This is a genomic window from Parasphingorhabdus cellanae (assembly GCF_017498565.1).
Classification (GTDB): domain Bacteria; phylum Pseudomonadota; class Alphaproteobacteria; order Sphingomonadales; family Sphingomonadaceae; genus Parasphingorhabdus; species Parasphingorhabdus cellanae.
Map to the genome: position 1 here is coordinate 2,908,010 of NZ_CP071794.1, position 19,268 is coordinate 2,927,277.

Sequence of the window (19,268 nt, forward strand, 5' to 3'; positions counted from 1 at the left end):
ACATGTTATGACAGACACACTTACATTAGAGGTCAATGATTTAGAGGTCGATGTCCTGACCGGCATCTATTCTGAAGAGACCCATTTGCCGCAGCCACTGCGTATTTCGATTGCCGCTGATCTGAAAATTCAGGAGCGTTATGAGGCAGATACGCCGCTGGAAAGCTCCAAAAATTATATGGATCTCAAAGACGCGGCGACCATAGCCTTGCCAGAAGGCGTACATTTTAAACTGATCGAGGCCGTGGCAGATCATATCATAGAGACGCTGTTCCTGCAGGATAAAAATGTCATGCGGGTCACGGTCAAGATCGTGAAACTGCTTATCTCCGAAAAAGGCGAGGCCATAGGGATTACGCTATCACGAGCGCGTAAATGAACGACCCGACGCGGAAGTTGGCGCTCGTCACCGGCGGCTTGAGACGATTGGGTGCCCATATCTCCGGACGTTTGGCGGAAGGTGGCTATGCCTTGGCGCTTCATGGCCATAGTGATGCCAATCCGGATGATAGCCTGGCCGAAACGCTGGGCGCGCATGATAGTCAATGGTCCGGCTTTGTAACCGATTTTAGTCAGGACGGGGCGGCTGGTGCATTGCTTGATGCGGTCATCGGTCATTTTGGTCGTGCCCCGGACCTGGTCGTCAACAATGCTTCGCTTTTCGACTATGATGATGCTGGGACTCTTGATGAAGGATCGTTGGAGAAGCATCTGAAAATCAATATGATGGTTCCGACCGTGCTGACGACCGCCCTTACAAGCCGCCTTTCGGACGGAGAGCGTGCTGCTGTCGTCAACATAGTCGATCAGCGGGTCCGCAATCCCAATGGTGACCAGCTCAGTTATACCTTGTCCAAACAGGCGCTTGCCGAATCCATTCGCACGTTGGCAATGGCCTGCTCTGATAAGTTGCGTGTAAACGGGGTGGCTCCCGGTTTGACGATACCGACGGACGAATATGAAGATGATCAGATGGAGCGTTTGACTGCGCTTATGCCGCTCGGCCGATTGTCATCGCCAGATGATATAGCGCAGGCTGTCTGCTATTTGGCGGAGGCCAAGAGTATTACCGGACAGACCCTTTTTGTCGATGGCGGCGCACACATGACAAGTTTTGATCGTGATTTCATCTTCATGGAGCAACGGTAGGTCGTAATTTTTACCTCGGTTCGTCGACAAAATGCTTGTTCACCGGGTCTTTGACTCCATGTCTTTCCTTTCAAATGCTGGACCGTATAGCCGGCCAGATTTTGATTAAAAGTGAAAGGATTATAATGCGTATTTATTCGAAAATTGTCTTGGCTAGCGCTGCCACCATTGCTCTGGCTGCCTGTGCCGAGACAGCTACTGACGCAACTGAAGATACAGATGTGGTCGCCGAGGACGTAACCGAAGCGGAGACAAGCGAACCAGCGACTATCGTCGGCGTTGCCCAGGGCAATGAAGATTTTGCCACATTGGTCACGGCTGTAACAGCCGCAGATCTTGGCGAAACATTGTCAGGCGAAGGCCCTTTTACCGTTTTCGCGCCGACTAATGATGCGTTTGACAAGGTTGACCCAGAAACGCTCAGTGATCTTTTGACACCTGAGAAGAAAGACGATTTGACGGCTTTGCTCACCTATCATGTTGTTGCTGGCAAGATGACCGCAGCGGATGTGGTTAAAGCGATCACAGACGCCGGTGGTACCGCGACGTTGACGACTGTTCAAGGCGCTGAACTGAAAGCGTCTTTGGACGGTGAGAATGTTGTTCTGGAAGATGCAGCTGGCGGAAAATCGACAGTGACCATGACAGATGTAGAAGCTACCAATGGCGTCATTCACGCCATTGATACGGTTGTAATGCCCGGATAATTGAACGTATTGTGTAATTATGAAAAGGCCCTGCCGGACTGGCGGGGCCTTTTTTATTGGTCATCGTCCCGCTATTGGAGTTTGGTGATCTGATGAAAGGAGCGTTTGGTGGCGCAATATTGGTTGATGAAGTCTGAGCCGGATGAATATGGCTGGGATGACCTGATCGCGGAAAAAGAAGGCACCTGGGACGGCGTCAAAAATGCGCAGGCCAGCAACAATATGAAAAAGATGAAGGTCGGCGACCAGGTGTTTTTCTATCACTCGCGCCAGGGACTGGAAATTGTCGGCATCATGGAAGTCAGCGAAGAGCAATTTCCTGACCCGTTTGATGATACCGGGCGATGGATTGCGGTGAAGGTGAAGCCGGTGCGTAAGTTGGATAATGCGGTGCCGCTCAAAGAAATGAAGAAAAACCCGAAACTCGCCAATTTAGCGATCATTCGGCAGACCCGTTTGTCGGTGGCACCGGTGACCGAGGATGAATGGGAAGAGATTTTGGCGATGGCCGCATAGCCCGCTTTTCGATAGAGGGTCACACAGGGTCACACCCCCTAAAGCGCGAAAAGATTTTTGTGGTTTGCCAAAGAAAATAACGGCTTATGGCAAACCGATGCGCATGGATATTCAAGACTGAGAAAGAGCGAGGCTTCAGGAAATATCATAAAGCCGCTCGTGTAGGAAAGCGCTTTGATCCAAGCGCCTTTTCCACTCTACCGCGCTCACCCTGAGCCTGTCGAAGGGTGTTATCGCCACCGCTCTCGTGGCCACCCTTCGACAGGCTCAGGGTGAGCGCAGGGGCTGAGGATATGAGAACATATTGATCTTTGTGCTCCGCACTGGATGCGGAGCCCAGGATGAGAGAGCGTGACAGCTAACCCTAAACTCCGCATCCAGTGCGGAGCACGTAGCATACGGCTTTTGCGCTTATTTGTTCCGCAACCCGCTGACCGTGGCACCCGCGGCGGTGAGATATTCGACATCGGTCTTGAGATGGAGCAAACGCAGGCCTTTATGCTGCATCGCTTCCTCCAGAGCCGGGGCAAATTCTTCCGTGCTTTCGACCGTCGCGCTCCATCCGCCATAAGCTTTGGCGAGCATCGCGAAATCGGGGTTCTGCAGCGAAGTGGCCGACAGACGCGCGGGGTATTCGCGCTCCTGATGCAGGCGGATGGTGCCAAAGCTGCCATTGTCGATCACCAGCACAAGCAGGTTGGCGTCATATTGCACCGCTGTTGCCAGTTCCTGACCGTTCATCATGAAGTCGCCGTCGCCTGCTATCACCACCGAGACACGCTCGGGAAAGCGCAGAGCAGCGGCGACCGAAGCCGGCACGCCATAGCCCATCGCACCGGATGTCGGCGCAAGCTGGCTCGGAAAATCGCCATAGGTCCAGTAACGATGCCACCAGCCGGAGAAATTGCCTGCGCCGTTGCAGATGATCGCATCGGCAGGCAGCATGTCCTGCATTGCCGCAACGCAGGGCCCGAGATCCAGCTTCGCATCGGTTGGTTTCACCGCTGTCCATTGTTGATAGTCGGCATGCGCCGCTTTACCGGCATCAAAGCTCAGCAAGTCGTCATCCCATAATGCAGCTTGTTCCGCAAATTCGTGCATCTCCGCGCAAATCGGCAGATCGATGCGATAGACGTGGTTGAGCTCGTCCGGGTCGGGGTGGATGTGGACCAATATCTGATCGGGATGATCCGGCGTGATGAGTGTATAGCCATCGGTGGTGGCTTCCCCCAGCCGCGCCCCGACCGCGATGACCAGATCGGCGGCCTTGACCCGCTCGACCAGTTTGGGATTGGGGCCATAGCCGAGATTGCCGGCATAGACCGGGCTGGTATTGGGAAAATTATCCTGACGCCGGAATGCGCAGGCGACCGGCAGGCCAATCCGCTCGGCATAGGTGGCAAAATTTTCGCGCGCACTGGCGCACCATCCGGCGCCGCCGATAATCGCAATCGGGTCGGTGGCATCGCGCAGCAAGTCGGTCAGCGTGGTCATCGCATTGGCGCACATGGGCTGTACCGGCGCGACCACTTTTGGCCGGTCGAGGGTTTCGACCACATCACGGAGCATATCTTCGGGCAGGCTCAGCACCACTGGGCCCGGACGTCCGGAGCTGGCGGTGTCAAAGGCCCGCGCAATATATTCGGGGATACGCGCGGCATTGTCGATCCGCGCCGCCCATTTGGCGAGCGGCGTGAACATGGCAGTAAAGTCGACTTCCTGAAAGCCTTCGCGGTCACGGTCATCGCGCGCGACATCGCCGATGAACAGGATCATCGGAGTGCTGTCCTGCATCGCGGTATGGACACCGATGCTGGCATTGGTTGCACCGGGGCCGCGGGTAACAAAGGCGATGCCGGGACGTCCGGTCAGCTTGCCATCGGCTTCGGCCATGAACGCGGCGCTGCCATCCTGACGGGTTGAGACGGTTTCGATAGAACCGCAATCATGCAGGGCGTCGAGCACGGATAGAAAGCTCTCGCCAGGTACAGTGAAAATGCGATCAGTCCCCTGGATCACCAGTTGATCGACCAAAACTTGCGCGCCCGTTCTCCCATTTGGGGTACGTTCTGTCATCTGCTTCTTCCTTCTTTTCCTTCTCCCTTGAGGGAGAAGGATAAAAAGCCTTGCCAGCTTGCTGGTTAGGCGGCGTTGGATGAGGGTGCTCTGCCTTCGCGCATTGTGCACCCTCACCAGCTACGACTAGCGAACATGTTCGCTAGTCTCCACATCCTCTCCCCCGGGGGGAGGAAATCAACTCTGGTGAATGGCTTTGGTCACCATATAGGCTTTGAGGCCATCGGGACCATCCTCTGATCCGTGCCCGGATTGTTTCACGCCGCCAAAGGGCGCATCGCCGGGGCTGACGGTGAGATTGTTAATCGCGACCATGCCCGCTTCGACCATGTCCCCGACAATATTGGCGGTGCGCAGGCTGTTGGTAAAGGCGTAGGCGGCGAGACCCAGTGGCAGGCGATTGGCCTGTTCAATCGCTTCGTCCAATGTGTCAAACGGACGCATCGCAGCGACAGGGCCAAACGGTTCGTTGCTCATGATGTCTGCCTGTAGCGGGACATCGGTCAGCACGGTCGGCCGGTAAAAATAGCCATCGCTGTCCATCGCTTCCCCGCCCAAACGCACGGTTGCGCCTTTGGCTTTGGCATCGCTGATTAGCTTTTCCATTGCCTCCGGACGGCGCGGATTGGCGAGCGGACCCATGTCGATATTATCACCAAAGCCATCGCCAACCTGCACTTTTTCAGCGCGTTTGGTAAATTCGTTCGCAAATTTTTCATAGATGCCGGACTGGACATAGAAGCGGGTCGGGGAAACGCAGACCTGCCCTGCATTGCGATATTTTTGCATGGCGAGCAGGTCGAGCGCCTTGTCCAAATCGCAATCGTCAAACACCAGAACCGGTGCGTGGCCGCCCAGTTCCATGGTTGTGCGCTGCATATTTTCCGTCGCCAGTTTCATCAGATGCCTGCCGACCGGAACCGACCCTGTGAAGCTGATCTTGCGAATAATGTCGGACGCGATCAGGTGGGATGACACTTCGGATGGATCACCGAACACGACTTGCGCGGTGCCAGCGGGCAGGCCGGCGTCCAGCAGACAGCGGATCATTTCAATCGGGCTGGCCGGCGTTTCCTCGGCTGGTTTGAGAATGATCGAACAGCCAGCGGCCAGGGCAGGGGCCAGTTTTCGGGCGGGCGTATAGACCGGGAAATTCCATGGGCTAAACGCGGCCACAGGACCAACCGGCTGATATTTGACAAAGCTATTCTGTCCGGTCGGGCGGACCAGCACGCGGCCATAACAGCGCTTGGCTTCTTCGGCCATGACATCAAACATCGCCGCCGATGCGGTGACTTCGCCGGTTGCCTGACCCACGGGCTTGCCTTGTTCCGCCGTCATCATCCGGCCAATTTCCGGCGCCCGTTCGCGCATCAGGTCGGCGGCTTTGTGCAATATCGCGGCGCGCGCAGCAACTGGCGTATCGCGCCATATCGGGAAGGCGCGCTTCGCTGCATCCAGCGCGCGATCAAGATCGGCCTTGCTGGCTTTGGGCAGATCGGAAATGGTTTTTCCCGTTGATGGATTGACGACGTGATGGACGTCACGATCCTCGACATCGATCCATTCGCCATCAATATGGAGTTGCAGGGAGGGGGGGTAAGTGTTGGACATAGTTGCTCCTGTAACCGGTTGAGACAGCACTAGACTTGTCGCTGCTTTCCCGCAATGACTGTGACAAAGATCGAGAGGAAAAATATGGAACTTGTCACCGATGGCCTGCGGTTCCCCGAAGGCCCGATTGCGATGCCGGATGGCAGCGTCATATTGGTCGAGATCGCAGCCGGGCAGCTGACCCGCATCGCCGCCGATGGTACAAAGGACGTGATAGCCAAACCGGGCGGTGGCCCCAATGGCGCGGCCTTGGGCCCGGATGGCAAAATCTATGTCTGCAACAATGGCGGCTTTGAATATCAGGAATCGGGCGGCTATCTGACCCCTGCCGGCATAGCGAAAGACTATTCAGGTGGCCGGATCGAACGGATAGACCCGCAAACCGGCGCGGTGGAAGTGCTCTACAAGAGCGGCGACTTTGACTGTGTCCTGCGCGGTCCCAATGATATCGTCTTTGATGACCAAGGCGGCTTCTGGTTCACCGATCATGGCAAGACCGACTATGAAAATCGCTGTCATGATATTGTCGGGATTTTCTATGCCAAGGCCGATGGCAGTTACATGGAAGAGGTCGTCTTCCCTTCGCAAAATCCCAACGGCGTCGGTCTGTCGCCCGACGGCAAGACGCTTTATGTCGCGGAAACCTTCACCTGCCGACTGATGAAGTTCAACATTACCGAGCCGGGCAAAGTGGCACCGGATGCGGGGCCGGGCGGTCCCGGCATCCCGGTCTATCGTCCAGCGGGCTATAAATTTTTCGACAGCCTCGCGGTCGAGGAAAGCGGCAATATCTGTGTCGCGACGATCGGCGAATGCGGGATCAGCGTTATTTCTCCAAGCGGTGAGCTGGTCGAATTTGTGGAAACGCCTGATATCTTCACCACCAATATCTGTTTTGGCGGTGACGATATGATGGATGCCTATATCTGTCTGTCTGCAACCGGAAAACTAGTCAAAACCCGCTGGAAACGGCCAGGGCTGAAATTAAACTTTTGATGGAAATCCGGCTCTTGCGTGACACCGAAATTGAAACAGCTGCGATCCAGCACCGGAAGAGCGGGAAGCTGATACCGGGATTTGATCCAACGCTTCACACGCTTGATGAGACTATAGCATTTTACAGAAAAGCATTCGATCGTGGACCTTTCTGGGGTGCGTTCGAAAAAGGGAAGTTGTTGGGGCATGTTGCGCTGGAAGCAGGTTGGATAGAGCATCTCTATGTTGATCCGGATACTCAGGGGCGGGGAATTGGTCGCGCTCTTCTGGATCATGTTAAAGCCCAGCAACCTGACTTGCAGCTATACACATTTCAGTCAAATGAACGAGCGCGCCGCTTTTATGAAAAGGCCGGTTTTGTGGTTGAGGACATGACCGACGGCGAACGTAATGAAGAAAAACAGCCGGATATCCGATACCGGTGGATAGAGAAGAAGGATGGTTCATAAGTGAATTTTTCAACCGTAATTTTCGACTTTGGTGGCGTGATCACCAGCTCGCCTTTCGACGCATTCAACCGGCTGGAGGCGGAGCGCGGTGTGCCGATCCACAGCGTGCGGACGATCAACAGTACCAATCCGCATGATAATGCCTGGGCCAAGTTTGAACGTTCGGAAATTGATGCGGCGGGTTTTGATGCGCTTTTTGCCGAGGAAGCGCGCGCCATTGGTATCGAACTGAAGGGCAGCGATGTGCTCGCCTGCCTGGCGGGCGATATCCGGCCAGCGATGGTGGAGATGCTCGATACGCTCAAGGCCAAGGATTTCACCATTGGCTGCATCACCAATAACGTGCCGTCCGGCAAGGGCTCTGGCATGGCGTTGAATGACGGCAAGGCAGCGGCCATCGCGGCGATCATGGCGCGGTTCGATCATATTATCGAGAGCAGCAAAGCGGGCATCAGAAAGCCAGACCCGCGCATTTATCAAATGATGTGCGAGGCGCTGGACGTTAAGCCGGAACAGTGCATTTATCTTGATGATCTGGGCATCAATTGCAAACCCGCCGCGACTCTGGGGATGGCGGCAATCAAGGTGACGGGCGAGGAGCAAGCGCTGAAAGATTTGCATGCATTGCTGGATATGCCGTTCGGATAACAGCAGTTTTCGTCACAAAATTATCGTTTTTCTCCGATCTTAACATATTGAAAGCACAGCGCTTTTGATAAAAATGGCGCTTATCGGCCATTTTTTAATGACTTTTCAATGACAATTTTATTACAGTTATGTTGCAAAGCAATTCACAAAAGTGTAATAATAGGGCAAAGAAATAGGAGAGCGAGTTATGAAGAACGGAAAATTTATTGCCATTGCCATAGGCCTGACCATGGTCGCTTTGCCTGGTCTTGCGCAGGCGCAAGATGGTGAAATTGGTTATGCCAAAGGCGCTTTGGCTTATGATGCATTGATGTCTGGCGACAATCAGAGTGCCGTTGATAAGCTTGAAAGCGGAAAGCTTTCCGATCCTGCTGTCATGATCAATCTGGGTCAGGCTTATGCTCGTACCGGACGTTCCGGTGATGCAGCGAAAATGTTCACAGCAGCCATGAACAGCAATCGCAGCTTTGATTTGGTGCTGGCCAATGGCCAAGTTATTGATTCTCGCAAAGCGGCGGAAATCGCCTTGAATAATCTCAACGGACGGCTGGCTTCGCGCTGAGCTGATAATCCTGTCAACATGATCAGGCGGTCGCTCATGCGGCCGCCTTTTTTTGTTTCAAGAATATTTACACTGATGCTTTTTTGCATCGCAGCATCAAAAACCAAGTGCTTCAGCCACTCCTGAACCGGCTGCAACAATCCTGAAATATTATTGTCTCTGAACCGTCACGCAAACGGCATCGCCGGGTCATTTGCTGCGCCTAGTGCCCAAGACCGAAGGCGATGGGGGCATTTTTGATTCGTTTCCACATCATCTGATCTGACATTTTTTTAAATCAGTAATCTGCGGAGACTTGATCCATGTTGAATAAGCAAATTCGTTCCGTCCTTTTTGCAAGCGCAGCCGCGGTTGCGGTCACCGCTTGCGGTGCCGATGATGTCGCGTCCCCTGGTGAAGGCACGATTGTCCTGCCGGCACCAACGCCCACGCCAACCCCGACCCCCACTCCAACGCCGACCCCGACCCCAACACCAACGGGTCCTGCGGCTGATTGCCCGACCGGTACCTCCAATGTGGGTACACTTACGACTGGCAATGGTGAGGAAGTTCGTAACTGTCAGATATCCGGCGTTATTACGACTGATCTGACGGTTCCAAAGCGCGCTGGCACTATATATTCATTAAATGGTGGAGTGGAAATTGGTGTCGATGGTGGCACAACCGCCATAATAAACATTGAAGCCGGCGTCGTCATCTTTGGTTCATCGGGCGGCGATTTTCTCTTGATCAATCGCGGTTCGCAAATTTTTGCTCAAGGTACTGCGTCCGAACCGGTCATTATGACCTCACGCCAAAATGTCGAAGGATCGGCCGGCGCGAACAGCATCGGCCAATGGGGCGGCTTGGTCGTTCTGGGCCGCGCGCCTATTTCCGACTGTGCAACCGGTGGGGCATCCAACCCGGGTGGTGCCCGGACAGATTGTCAAGCGATCGTGGAGGGGCCAGCCAACGCAGTTTACGGCGGCACTTTGCCGGCCGATTCCAGTGGTCGGATGACATATTTACAGGTTCGCTACCCCGGCTTTGAAGTGTCGCCCGGAAACGAATTGAATGGAATTACCCTCGCCGGGGTCGGTAGCGGCACATTCTTCCAGAATATTCAGGTGCACAACAGTTCGGACGATGGTGTCGAATGGTTTGGTGGCCGGGTGAACGGCAAGAATCTGGTGATGACCGGTATTGACGATGACTCGGTTGACTCAGACTCCGGCTATAAAGGCAACAACCAGTTTGTTCTGGTCGTTCAACGCGCCGGTGGTGGTGACCACGTCATGGAAGCAGATTCGAACGGGGATGAAGACGCTGAACCCCGTCAGGATCACAAGCTGGCCAATGTCACGTTCGTTTCCAGCGGTGAGGATCATGTGATCCTGCTGCGCGGTGGCGGCGACTATGCTTTCTATAACAGCGTATTCAATAGCGCGGCCGCTTGTATCGATATCGACAGTGCGACCACCATTCAGGCGGCAGGTGCAGCTGCGGATGAAAATGGGCCGCCCGTGTTTGAATCGATGTTCATGAGCTGCGCAACGCCATTTGTCGACGATGGCAATATCACGGCGGCTCAGATCGAGACGCTGTTTAACGCCGGCAGCAACAATACCGCATCCGGTACGTCCACATTGGCCAGTGGTGGCGGATCAGCGGTCCTCGCTGCGTTTATCAATGGCGCAAACGAAAATGCAGTGACCCCATTTGCGGTTAGCGGTGTGGACGCGTTCTTTGAAGATGTGACCTATATCGGCGCGGTTCAGGACGCGAATGACACGCGGTTCCAGGGCTGGACATGTGGTCTGTATGCTGACGATTGTGCGACCGCTCCAACAATTGGTTGATCGAAAAAGCAGTGATGGGATGGCGGTTGGGGGCAGCCGTCATCCCATTTTTTGAGTTATTAAAAAGGAAATTTCCGATGACGAAGCGGGCATCTTTGGTCACCAGTCTATTTTTGAGCACGGCGCTGTTTTCGCCTGCTGCCTTGGCACAAGCAACCGATGCGGCGGCGCAGCCGGACCAGACAGATGAAGCAACGGACGAGGAACTTCCGGATGACGATGTTGATATCTCGGCACCCGGCGGCGATTTCAGCGGCGAGATTATCGTTCGTGGCAAATTCATCCCCAACCCCATCCGTGCGACTTCAGAGGTTGTTTCGGTGCTGGGCGAGGAAGAAATAGCCCGCGCCGCCGATGGTGACATTGCTGGCTCGTTGCAGCGCGTAACCGGATTGAGTGTTGTCGGTGGCCGTTTTGTTTTTGTCCGCGGCTTGGGTGAGCGCTATTCGTTGGCTTTGCTGAATGGCTTGCCACTGCCTTCGCCCGAACCATTACGCCGTGTGGTTCCGCTCGATCTGTTCCCGACCAGCGTGATTGCTTCGACGGTTGTCCAAAAAAGCTACTCGGTTAATTATCCTGGCGAGTTTGGCGGCGGTGTTATCAATCTGACGACCAAAGCGACGCCGGAAGAGCCGTTCCTGAAATTCAGCTTTGGCCTCAGCGGTGATAGTGAAACAACTGGCAATCTGGGCTACACCTATGATGGCTCGGACCTGGATATTATCGGTTATGACAGCGGTGTGCGGGATATTCCCAATGGTCTTGGCCAAGCGATTGCACAAAATGTTCCAATATCCGTTGGCAATGATTTCAGCAGCCTTGATCTGCAGAATTTTGCCGCCAGCCTGAACAATGCGGAAACGTCCGTCATTCAGCGTAACAACGACATCCCGGCAAATTTTTCTGCCGAGGTTACTGGTGGCACAACCATTGATGTGGGCGATGCCTTTGTCGGTATCATCGCCACAGCTGGTTTTGAAAATAGCTGGCGCACACGTGGTGGTTTGCAACAGACGTCTCAAGGCATTGTCAATATTGACGGCACAGAAGGCCTGCGTCCGGACCAGAATTTCAATTTTCTGACCACAGAAAACCGTATCATTGTCAATGGGCTGCTGGCTCTTTCTGCAGAAGTCGGTGAGCATAAATTCCGGTTCACCAATCTCTATATTCACGACACGGTCAAAGATGCCTCGATCAAGCAGGGCATTGATGCGATTAACGTTGATGAAGAAACTCTGCTTAATCAAAGCCGCACGAGCTGGTTTGAGCGGCAGCTGTTTACGACCCAGTTTGTCGGTGAACTGAAATTTGATGAAGTCTCGGTCGATTTGCGCGGCAGCTACGCCAATTCGAAGCGCGACGCGCCTTATCAGCGGACATATAGTTATCGGTTTGATAGCCAGTTTGCGAATGATTTCGTCAACGACCTGACATCACCTGGCGAGTCAGCGCGTATAAGATTCAGTGACCTGAACGACGATGTTTATGGCGCTGGGATTGACCTCGGTTACGAAACCAATATTGGTGTGCCGATCAATCTGACTGCTGGTTACAGCTATTATCTCAATGACCGGGACGCACAGCGCCGGGATTTTCGTTTTGTTCCTGCAAACGGGCTAGGGAGCCCATTTGATCAACAACGGATCGATTTCCTGCTTTCCGATTTCAATATTTTCACACAGGATATTGAATTGCGCGAAGTGGCGGCGCAAACGTCGGTGCCGGCATATACTGCAGAATTGGAAATCCATGGTGGCTACGGTCAGGTTGACGCCGAGCTTGCCGATGGTCTGCGTCTTAATCTCGGCGTGCGTTATGAAGATGCGCAGCAGGAAGTTCTACCGATCACGCTAACCGGTGGGCAAGCCTCGGTCGCTACCGGTCTGGATAATGATTATTGGCTGCCGGCGGGTACACTGACCTGGAATTTCGCCGATGATATGCAATTTCGTCTCGCGGCTTCCAAAACTGTCGCACGTCCGCAGTTCCGTGAACTGGCACCGCAGCAGTTTCTGGATCTTGATACGGACCGGACGTTCATCGGTAACCCGTTGCTGCAGGATAGTGAGCTGATCAATGTCGAAGGCCGGTTTGAATATTATATCGGCCGGGGCGAGCGCATTACGCTGGCCGGTTTCTACAAGGATATCGATAATCCGATTGAAAATGTTGCTTTTGTGCAGGGCGGCGGAACGTTGTTCACCGGTTTTTCGAATGCACCCAATGCAAAGCTTTATGGCGCGGAAGTCGAGCTGGTCAAATATTTCCCGCTCTATGACATATTCGGCGGAGACTTTTTTGAAGACCGCCGTCTTTTGTTGGCAGCAAATTATACCTACACCAAATCAGAAATTAATGTTGCCGATGGTGATACGGCTATCAACCCGGTTACATTGCAACCCACAAGTGCATTGAACCTGTTTGATGACGGGGATCGCCTGACCGGTCAGTCCACTCATGTCGCTAACTTGCAATTTGGGATGGAAGCGGAAGAAGGCTTGTCCCAACAAACGATTTTGCTGACCTATAACAGCCCGCGGGTTACTGCCCGCGGACCTCAGGATCAGCCGGATCTCATCGAGCGTACGGGTTGGCAGATCGATTTTGTGATGCGTGAGCAACTGGAAATTGCTGGTCAGGAATTTGAGCTGAAGTTCGAAGCTCGCAATCTTCTGGGCACGGATTACCGCGAGTCACAGACGTTGAACGACACACGGATCATCAATAATGGCTATGATATTGGCACGCGGTTGTCGATGACCATCGGCATCAACTTCTGATCGTTGATTTCGGGCATTATGGCAGCGGAAAGCCGCTTGTAATTTTTCTGTCATCAATGAGTCGCAGATTGGTCACCAAACCGTTATAGCAACTCTGGGAAGCAGAGTGCGGGGATTCGTGGTCATTCAATCATTTAACCAGTTTTTGGCCAAGGGCCGGGCTTTATCAATGTCCGGCCTCTATTCGATTTTGCTGGGTATATTGGCTGTATTGCTAGTGGTTCAGCTGATCAGACTGATCTGGCTGATAGTGACGCCGCTAGGACTGGTAGGAGACTGGCAGTCGCGGGAGGTGCAAGTGTTGTCACCGCAATCACGGCTATCATTGTTCAATAGTTTTGACCCGTTTTTTCGTTCTGGCTCAGCCACAACCGCCAATGTTGTGACTTCATTGCAACTTACCTTATTTGGAATCCGCATGAATGAAGGGTCCGGTCTGGGTTCGGCAATATTGGCCGGACCAGATGGTGTTCAGGAAAGCTATGCTGTCGGAGATGAAATTATGTCCGGCGTCAAATTGAACACGGTATTGTTCGATCATGTTGTCATAGACCGTGGTGGGGTAAGAGAAAGCCTGTATCTTGACCAATCTATTCCGGCGGAAACCGTCGGAACAGATAACACGCGTGGCGAGCAATCAAGCAGGCCTACTGCATCCGTTTCCGGAAATAAGCCGTCTGCAGATATGATTGCCGCTGCCGTTGATCTTTCTCCGCGCAATGCTGGCGGCCAGGTAACCGGCATCGTCGTGAGTCCGCGCGGCGAAGGCGAATTGTTTCGCGCCGCTGGTTTCCAGGACGGCGATATCATCGTGTCCGTAAATGGTCAGCCCGTTTCATCAGCCAGCGACATCGCAACTTTGAAAAGGCAAATCGTCCCCGGTGCCCGGCTTTCCGTCGAAGTGGAACGCGGGGCGGACACGGTTCCCATAGCCATTAATATGGGAGCGCAATGATGAAGACCGTTTTCTCGAAAATCGCTCTTAAGCTGACAGTGTCGTTGGCCATATTGGGACCGGTCGTTACGGTCCCCGCTTTGGCCCAGCACAGTCTGAACGTCCGTGATGCTGACATTCGGGCGTTTGTTCAGGATGCCGCACGTGTGACGGGCCGGACTTTCATTGTTGATAGCCGCGTACAGGGGAAGGTATCTGTCGTGACCGACAGGCCGCTGTCCCGATCGGAATATTTCGAAATTTTCCTTTCGACCTTGCGGGCCAATAATCTGGTCGCCATTCCCACCACCGGCGGGGCCTATCGTATTCAGCCTGCTGACGGCGCGGCAACCCAACCCACCCGAATTGGTACCCGGCAATCTGCGGCAAATCAGTTTGTGACCGAAGTTGTCCGACTTAAGTCGATAGAGGCAACAGCCGCTTTGGAAACACTGCGTCCCTTGATCAGCAAGCAGGGCGCTATAACCGCCAATCGCAATGCCAATAGCCTGGTGATCGTCGACTATGCTGACAATATCCGGCGTGTTCGTGAACTGGTGCGGAGGATCGACCGCGACAGCGCAGCATCAACGATCGTCAACCTGAAAAATGCCGGTGCGCGAGAAATAGCCACGTCTTTGCAGGCCCTGGCACAACAAGGCGGTGAAGGAATCGTTGCACCTGTGACCGTGGTCGCGATTGACAGCAGCAACAGTATTGCTCTGCGGGGCGACCCCGGTGCGACCGCCAAATTTGCGCAAATGGCGCGCGAATTGGACCAACGCGCTGAATCCGGCACGGAAATCCGGGTGCATCAACTGGACTATGCTGATGCCGAAAAACTATTGCCTGTTATCGAGCAGCTTTTGGGACAAGCTACCAATGGGACTACACCAGTCGCTACCAGTGTCGCTCAGCCAACCGGTGGAAATGGTGGTAATGGAGAGGGAGCGGCTGTTATTCCCGCGTCCACAGGTACTGGCTCCGGCAACGGGATATCTCGGCGCGGACCAGCTGTCGTTACCCGCTATGAAGGGACGAACGCAGTCATTGTCGCCGCTAGTCCGGATGTTCAACGGATGGTTGGTGAGCTGATCCGTCAGCTTGATACGCGTCAGGAACAAGTGTCGGTTGAAGCGATTATTGTTGAAATCTCCGACTCTTTGGCGCGTGAGTTGGGTATCCAGTTCCTTATTGGTGGTAAGAATACACCATTTGCTGTGACCAATTTTTCCAATGCTGGTCCCAATATTGTCGATATTGCCGGAGGCCTGCTTGCAGATCAATTTGATACGACGACCACCACGACCACCGATACGGCAACGACGACAACAACCAACAGTGCGGTTGGCGACAAGCTTTTGGAAAATGCCGCTGACGCGATCTTAGGAGCCCGCGGTTCATTCACCGGTTTTGCAACTTCGCTTGGCGGCAATACGATTTTGGGAACGATCATCAATGCAGTGCAGCGGGATTCTGACTCCAACTTGCTCTCTACCCCGTCCCTGACGGTCAATAACAACCTCAAAGGTAGCATATTATTCGGTCAGGAAATCCCGGTCTCTACGGGTGAAGCGTTATCAGACAATTTCGACAATGCTTTTCGCACCATACAAAGACAAAATGTCGGTATCGAGTTGGAAGTGACGCCGCAGATTAATGCCGGTGACGAAGTGCGGCTGGAACTGCGGCAGGAAGTCAGTTCTATTGCTGGGCCGGTTTCGGATGATTTCAACGAACTGATCATCAACAAGCGCGAGATTCAGACCACCGTGACCGTGGGTGATGGTGAGATAATTGCACTGGGCGGTTTGCTCGATGACAATGAACGTCGCACGATCGAAAAAATCCCGTTTTTGGGGGATATTCCTCTGATCGGTGAGTTATTTAAGTCGCGAGGCAAAGAGCGTGTCAAAACCAATTTGATGGTCTTTATTCGCCCCAAAATTTTACGCAGCCGGGCCGACGCGCGCGCGTTTTCTGCCCGCCGTTACGGCTATATTCGGGGCAGACAGCTTCGCCGCGATCCGGAGTTGGAGCCTTCGCTGGATGTGTTGGTTAGGGACTATATGGGCGCAGTGCCTCCGATGACCGAAACGCTACCCGGCGACCAGATCATCTACGCACCCGGAGCGGTTTCGGCAGCTCAGAACCCAACTACTGTAGAGCAAGTGCCTTTGGTACCAAGCCGTCCTGATGCAGAGAAGGGTGACTGATGAAAATCGCGAAGGGAACAGATGCTGACGTTTCCGGCGATAATGACAAGCCCGTTGGCGAAGAATCAACCCTGTCACCCCCGCTGCTCGATATACCTTATGCTTTTGCCCGAGATAACGGGGTTTTGTTGATGCGCGTCGATGGCGAGCGCTTGTCAGTCGCGCTGCGCGAAGGGTCTGACCCGCAGGCGCTGCTAGAAGTCCGTCGCTATCTGGCCATGCCTTTCGATGTCGAAATGGCCTCACCCGAGGCGTTCGAAAAAATGCTCTCCGAGCATTATGCGATGGACGGCAGCGCAGCAGCGATGGCGGGCGACATGAGCCTTAGCAATGATGCACTTGATGATATTGCCGGTGATATTCCGAGTGCAGAAGATTTGCTCGACAGCGCTGATGATGCACCGACGATCCGATTGATCAACGGCATCATCGCAGAAGCGGCTAGGCAGGGCGCGTCGGATATTCATATCGAGCCCTATGAAACCGGTCTTGTGGTGCGCATGCGGGTTGACGGCGTGTTGCAGGAAAAGCTTCGCATGCCACCGCATGTGGCTTCGGTCATCGTGAACCGCATCAAAGTGATGGCACGGCTCGACATCGCTGAGCGCAGGATCCCGCAAGATGGCCGGATCAGCTTGACCCTCGGCGGCAAACTTTTGGATGTGCGGGTTTCGACGCTGCCCAATCGTGCCAATGAACGTGTTGTTATGCGGATTTTGGACAAAGAAAGCGCTGCGATATCCCTCGATCTGCTCGGAATGTCCGAAACCACGCACGAGATTTTGACCGAAGCATTGGCTGAACCCAATGGCATCATATTGGTCACCGGGCCAACCGGTTCAGGTAAAACAACATCGCTCTATGCCGGCCTGAAACAGCTTAATGATGGTAGTCGCAATATCCTTACTGTTGAAGACCCAGTGGAATATGCAATTGAGGGCATCGGCCAAACACAGGTCAATGCCAAGGTCGGCCTGACCTTTGCCGCTGGCCTGCGCGCCATTTTGCGACAGGATCCAGACGTGGTTATGGTCGGCGAGATTCGTGACCGGGAGACTGCGGAAATTGCCGTTCAAGCATCGCTAACCGGGCATCTGGTGCTCTCTACGGTACATACTAACGATGCTGTTGGAGCCATTACGCGCATGCGCGACATGAAGGTTGAGCCGTTTCTATTGGCCTCGACCTTGCGGGCTGTGATTGCGCAGCGGCTGGTGCGCAAGCTCTGCCCGCATTGCCGGATACCGATACAGGCTGATGGCAGTCTTGCCTCGCTGCTCGGTTTTGACAATGGCACGGTTGTCTATCGTGAAGTGGGCTGCGATGAATGCAATCATACCGGATTTCAGGGCCGAATTGGTGTATTTGAAGCTATCCGGGTCGATGAAACAATTCGCAAATTGATCAATGATGGCGGTGATGAAGCCCGCATCGCAGCGCACGCTTTTCTGAAAAAGCCCAATCTGGGGTCCGCCGCTCGTTCGCTGGTTCGGGAGGGGCTAACCACGGCAGAAGAAGGCATTCGTATTTCGCGCCGCGAATCGCTGGATGAACAGGTTGATGCCTGATTTTTCTTACACGGCAATAGACCCCAAAGGCCGGGAAAAAACTGGTCGCATAGCAGCGGATAGCAATGATGCGGCCCGTGCGAAATTGACCGAACGCAATTTTTATATCGTGAGAATGGAGACCGCACAGGACACAGAGGTCAAACCGGCCCGCTCGCTATTTGGTCCCAAGAAGCTTGCTTCCAAAGAACTTACTTTGTTTACGCGGCAATTGTCCTCACTGGTACAAGTTAGTCCGCTGGAAGAAGCATTGCGGACAATTGGTGGCCAAAATGAAAAGGCACATGTCCGGGACCGCATAAGCTCAGTCCATGGGGGCGTCATTGAGGGGCAGCGCCTGGCCGAAGCCATGCGGCGTGAGCCAGCCAGTTTCCCGTCCCTTTACCGGGCGATGATCGCTGCTGGCGAAAGCTCGGGGACATTGCCGGATATCACCGAACGTCTGGCTAATCTGCTGGAGCGTCAGGCTGAAATGCGCGGCAAGCTGATCAGCGCGCTGGCTTATCCAATCATATTGGCATTGGTTGCCATATTGGTGGTAGCCTTGCTGATGATTGCAGTCGTTCCCAAGGTCGTCGAGCAATTTGACGACGTGAACCAACAGCTTCCGCTTGTGACACGACTGGTGATCGGTATCTCTGATTTCCTGGCCAATTGGTGGTGGGCGCTGGTCGCCAGCATCGCTGTTTTTATATTGCTCGCGTGGCGTGCTTTGAAAGAGCCGCATATCCGGTATCGCTTCGATGCTTTTTTGCTCCGCCTGCCGTTTTTCGGACGGTTGCTGCGTGATTTGAATGCTGCGCGGTTGGCCAGAACGCTCTCGACTATGGTGGCGAGCCGTTTACCAATATTGGAAGGTCTTCGACTAACCACCAACACAATCAGCAATACCGTTTTGCGTAAAGCGTCTGAGGATATGGTGGAAACAATCCGAGGTGGCGGCAGCCTGTCCAAAGCGCTCAAAAATACTGGCGTGTTCCCCCCGATGCTGGTTTATCTGACAGCAAGCGGCGAGGCATCTGGTCAGCTGGACGATATGCTCGCGCGAGCGGCAGATTATCTGGAACGCGAATTTGATAATTTCACCTCCACGGCTTTATCGCTGCTCGAACCGCTGATCATTGTTCTGTTGGGCGGTGTTGTAGCGGTCGTGATTTTGGCTATATTATTACCAATATTGCAGCTTCAAAATCTTGCCGGTCTATAGAGCCG

At 53.9% G+C, this 19,268-nt stretch carries 16 protein-coding genes; 14 read left to right on the forward strand and 2 right to left on the reverse strand.

Features of this window, described 5'->3' with window-relative positions:
- The first annotated feature begins 7 nt into the window (after positions 1-7).
- The 4 genes from J4G78_RS14015 (at position 8) to J4G78_RS14030 (ending at position 2,372) form a co-directional block, all read left to right on the forward strand.
- On the forward strand, positions 8-379 hold the full coding sequence (locus tag J4G78_RS14015; RefSeq protein ID WP_207987142.1) for a dihydroneopterin aldolase: 372 nt from the start codon (positions 8-10) through the stop codon (positions 377-379).
- Positions 376-1,149: an SDR family oxidoreductase gene (locus J4G78_RS14020; protein WP_207987143.1), complete on the forward strand. Its 774-nt coding sequence runs from the start codon at positions 376-378 to the stop codon at positions 1,147-1,149. The genes J4G78_RS14015 and J4G78_RS14020 overlap by 4 nt, the downstream gene beginning before the upstream one ends.
- 125 nt (positions 1,150-1,274) lie before the next feature.
- The gene (locus J4G78_RS14025) at positions 1,275-1,856 is read left to right on the forward strand and encodes a fasciclin domain-containing protein (protein WP_207987144.1); all 582 of its coding nucleotides are present in this window, start codon (positions 1,275-1,277) and stop codon (positions 1,854-1,856) included.
- 108 nt (positions 1,857-1,964) lie between these two features.
- Complete coding sequence (locus J4G78_RS14030) at positions 1,965-2,372, forward strand: EVE domain-containing protein (protein WP_243457105.1); 408 nt, start codon at positions 1,965-1,967, stop codon at positions 2,370-2,372.
- 411 nt (positions 2,373-2,783) lie between these two features.
- On the opposite strand, the gene J4G78_RS14035 is transcribed toward J4G78_RS14030, so the two are convergent.
- A complete protein-coding gene (locus J4G78_RS14035; RefSeq protein WP_207987145.1) occupies positions 2,784-4,448 on the reverse strand; it encodes a thiamine pyrophosphate-binding protein in 1,665 nt (554 codons plus the stop codon).
- Positions 4,449-4,625: 177 nt separating this feature from the next.
- Positions 4,626-6,062 (reverse strand): NAD-dependent succinate-semialdehyde dehydrogenase, encoded by a 1,437-nt coding sequence (locus tag J4G78_RS14040; RefSeq protein WP_207987146.1) that lies wholly within the window; start codon positions 6,060-6,062, stop codon positions 4,626-4,628.
- A gap of 84 nt (positions 6,063-6,146) precedes the next feature.
- On the opposite strand from J4G78_RS14040, the gene J4G78_RS14045 reads away from it, so the two are divergent.
- The 10 genes from J4G78_RS14045 to gspF all read left to right on the forward strand — a co-directional run bounded on the left by J4G78_RS14045 (position 6,147) and on the right by gspF (position 19,263).
- A complete protein-coding gene (locus tag J4G78_RS14045) occupies positions 6,147-7,058 on the forward strand; it encodes an SMP-30/gluconolactonase/LRE family protein (protein WP_207987147.1) in 912 nt (303 codons plus the stop codon).
- Positions 7,059-7,072: 14 nt separating this feature from the next.
- Positions 7,073-7,507, forward strand: coding sequence for a GNAT family N-acetyltransferase (locus J4G78_RS14050; protein WP_207987148.1), 435 nt, complete (start codon positions 7,073-7,075; stop codon positions 7,505-7,507).
- A complete protein-coding gene (locus J4G78_RS14055; protein ID WP_207987149.1) occupies positions 7,508-8,155 on the forward strand; it encodes an HAD-IA family hydrolase in 648 nt (215 codons plus the stop codon).
- Positions 8,156-8,342: 187 nt separating this feature from the next.
- Entirely contained in the window at positions 8,343-8,717 is a 375-nt protein-coding gene (locus tag J4G78_RS14060; protein ID WP_207987150.1) for a tetratricopeptide repeat protein, read from the forward strand.
- A gap of 302 nt (positions 8,718-9,019) precedes the next feature.
- A complete protein-coding gene (locus J4G78_RS14065) occupies positions 9,020-10,555 on the forward strand; it encodes a beta-helix domain-containing protein (RefSeq protein ID WP_207987151.1) in 1,536 nt (511 codons plus the stop codon).
- A 77-nt stretch (positions 10,556-10,632) separates the two neighbouring features.
- Positions 10,633-13,338, forward strand: coding sequence for a TonB-dependent receptor domain-containing protein (locus J4G78_RS14070; RefSeq protein ID WP_207987152.1), 2,706 nt, complete (start codon positions 10,633-10,635; stop codon positions 13,336-13,338).
- 106 nt (positions 13,339-13,444) lie between these two features.
- Positions 13,445-14,293, forward strand: coding sequence for a type II secretion system protein N (locus J4G78_RS14075; RefSeq protein ID WP_243457106.1), 849 nt, complete (start codon positions 13,445-13,447; stop codon positions 14,291-14,293).
- Positions 14,290-16,488: a type II secretion system secretin GspD gene (gene gspD, locus J4G78_RS14080; RefSeq protein ID WP_243457107.1), complete on the forward strand. Its 2,199-nt coding sequence runs from the start codon at positions 14,290-14,292 to the stop codon at positions 16,486-16,488. The genes J4G78_RS14075 and gspD overlap by 4 nt, the downstream gene beginning before the upstream one ends.
- Positions 16,488-18,056, forward strand: coding sequence for a type II secretion system ATPase GspE (gspE, locus tag J4G78_RS14085; protein WP_207987153.1), 1,569 nt, complete (start codon positions 16,488-16,490; stop codon positions 18,054-18,056). Before gspD ends, gspE begins: the two co-directional genes overlap by 1 nt.
- Positions 18,049-19,263, forward strand: coding sequence for a type II secretion system inner membrane protein GspF (gene gspF / locus J4G78_RS14090; RefSeq protein WP_207987154.1), 1,215 nt, complete (start codon positions 18,049-18,051; stop codon positions 19,261-19,263). Before gspE ends, gspF begins: the two co-directional genes overlap by 8 nt.
- Positions 19,264-19,268 lie beyond the last annotated feature (5 nt).

Coding starts and splice junctions, on each gene's coding strand:
- J4G78_RS14015 (WP_207987142.1), top strand. CDS start 8: ATGACAGACACACTTACATTAGAGGTCAATGATTTAGAGGTCGATGTC.
- J4G78_RS14020 (WP_207987143.1), top strand. CDS start 376: ATGAACGACCCGACGCGGAAGTTGGCGCTCGTCACCGGCGGCTTGAGA.
- J4G78_RS14025 (WP_207987144.1), top strand. CDS start 1,275: ATGCGTATTTATTCGAAAATTGTCTTGGCTAGCGCTGCCACCATTGCT.
- J4G78_RS14035 (WP_207987145.1), bottom strand. CDS start 4,448: ATGACAGAACGTACCCCAAATGGGAGAACGGGCGCGCAAGTTTTGGTC.
- J4G78_RS14040 (WP_207987146.1), bottom strand. CDS start 6,062: ATGTCCAACACTTACCCCCCCTCCCTGCAACTCCATATTGATGGCGAA.
- J4G78_RS14045 (WP_207987147.1), top strand. CDS start 6,147: ATGGAACTTGTCACCGATGGCCTGCGGTTCCCCGAAGGCCCGATTGCG.
- J4G78_RS14060 (WP_207987150.1), top strand. CDS start 8,343: ATGAAGAACGGAAAATTTATTGCCATTGCCATAGGCCTGACCATGGTC.
- J4G78_RS14065 (WP_207987151.1), top strand. CDS start 9,020: ATGTTGAATAAGCAAATTCGTTCCGTCCTTTTTGCAAGCGCAGCCGCG.
- J4G78_RS14070 (WP_207987152.1), top strand. CDS start 10,633: ATGACGAAGCGGGCATCTTTGGTCACCAGTCTATTTTTGAGCACGGCG.
- gspD (WP_243457107.1), top strand. CDS start 14,290: ATGATGAAGACCGTTTTCTCGAAAATCGCTCTTAAGCTGACAGTGTCG.
- gspE (WP_207987153.1), top strand. CDS start 16,488: ATGAAAATCGCGAAGGGAACAGATGCTGACGTTTCCGGCGATAATGAC.
- gspF (WP_207987154.1), top strand. CDS start 18,049: ATGCCTGATTTTTCTTACACGGCAATAGACCCCAAAGGCCGGGAAAAA.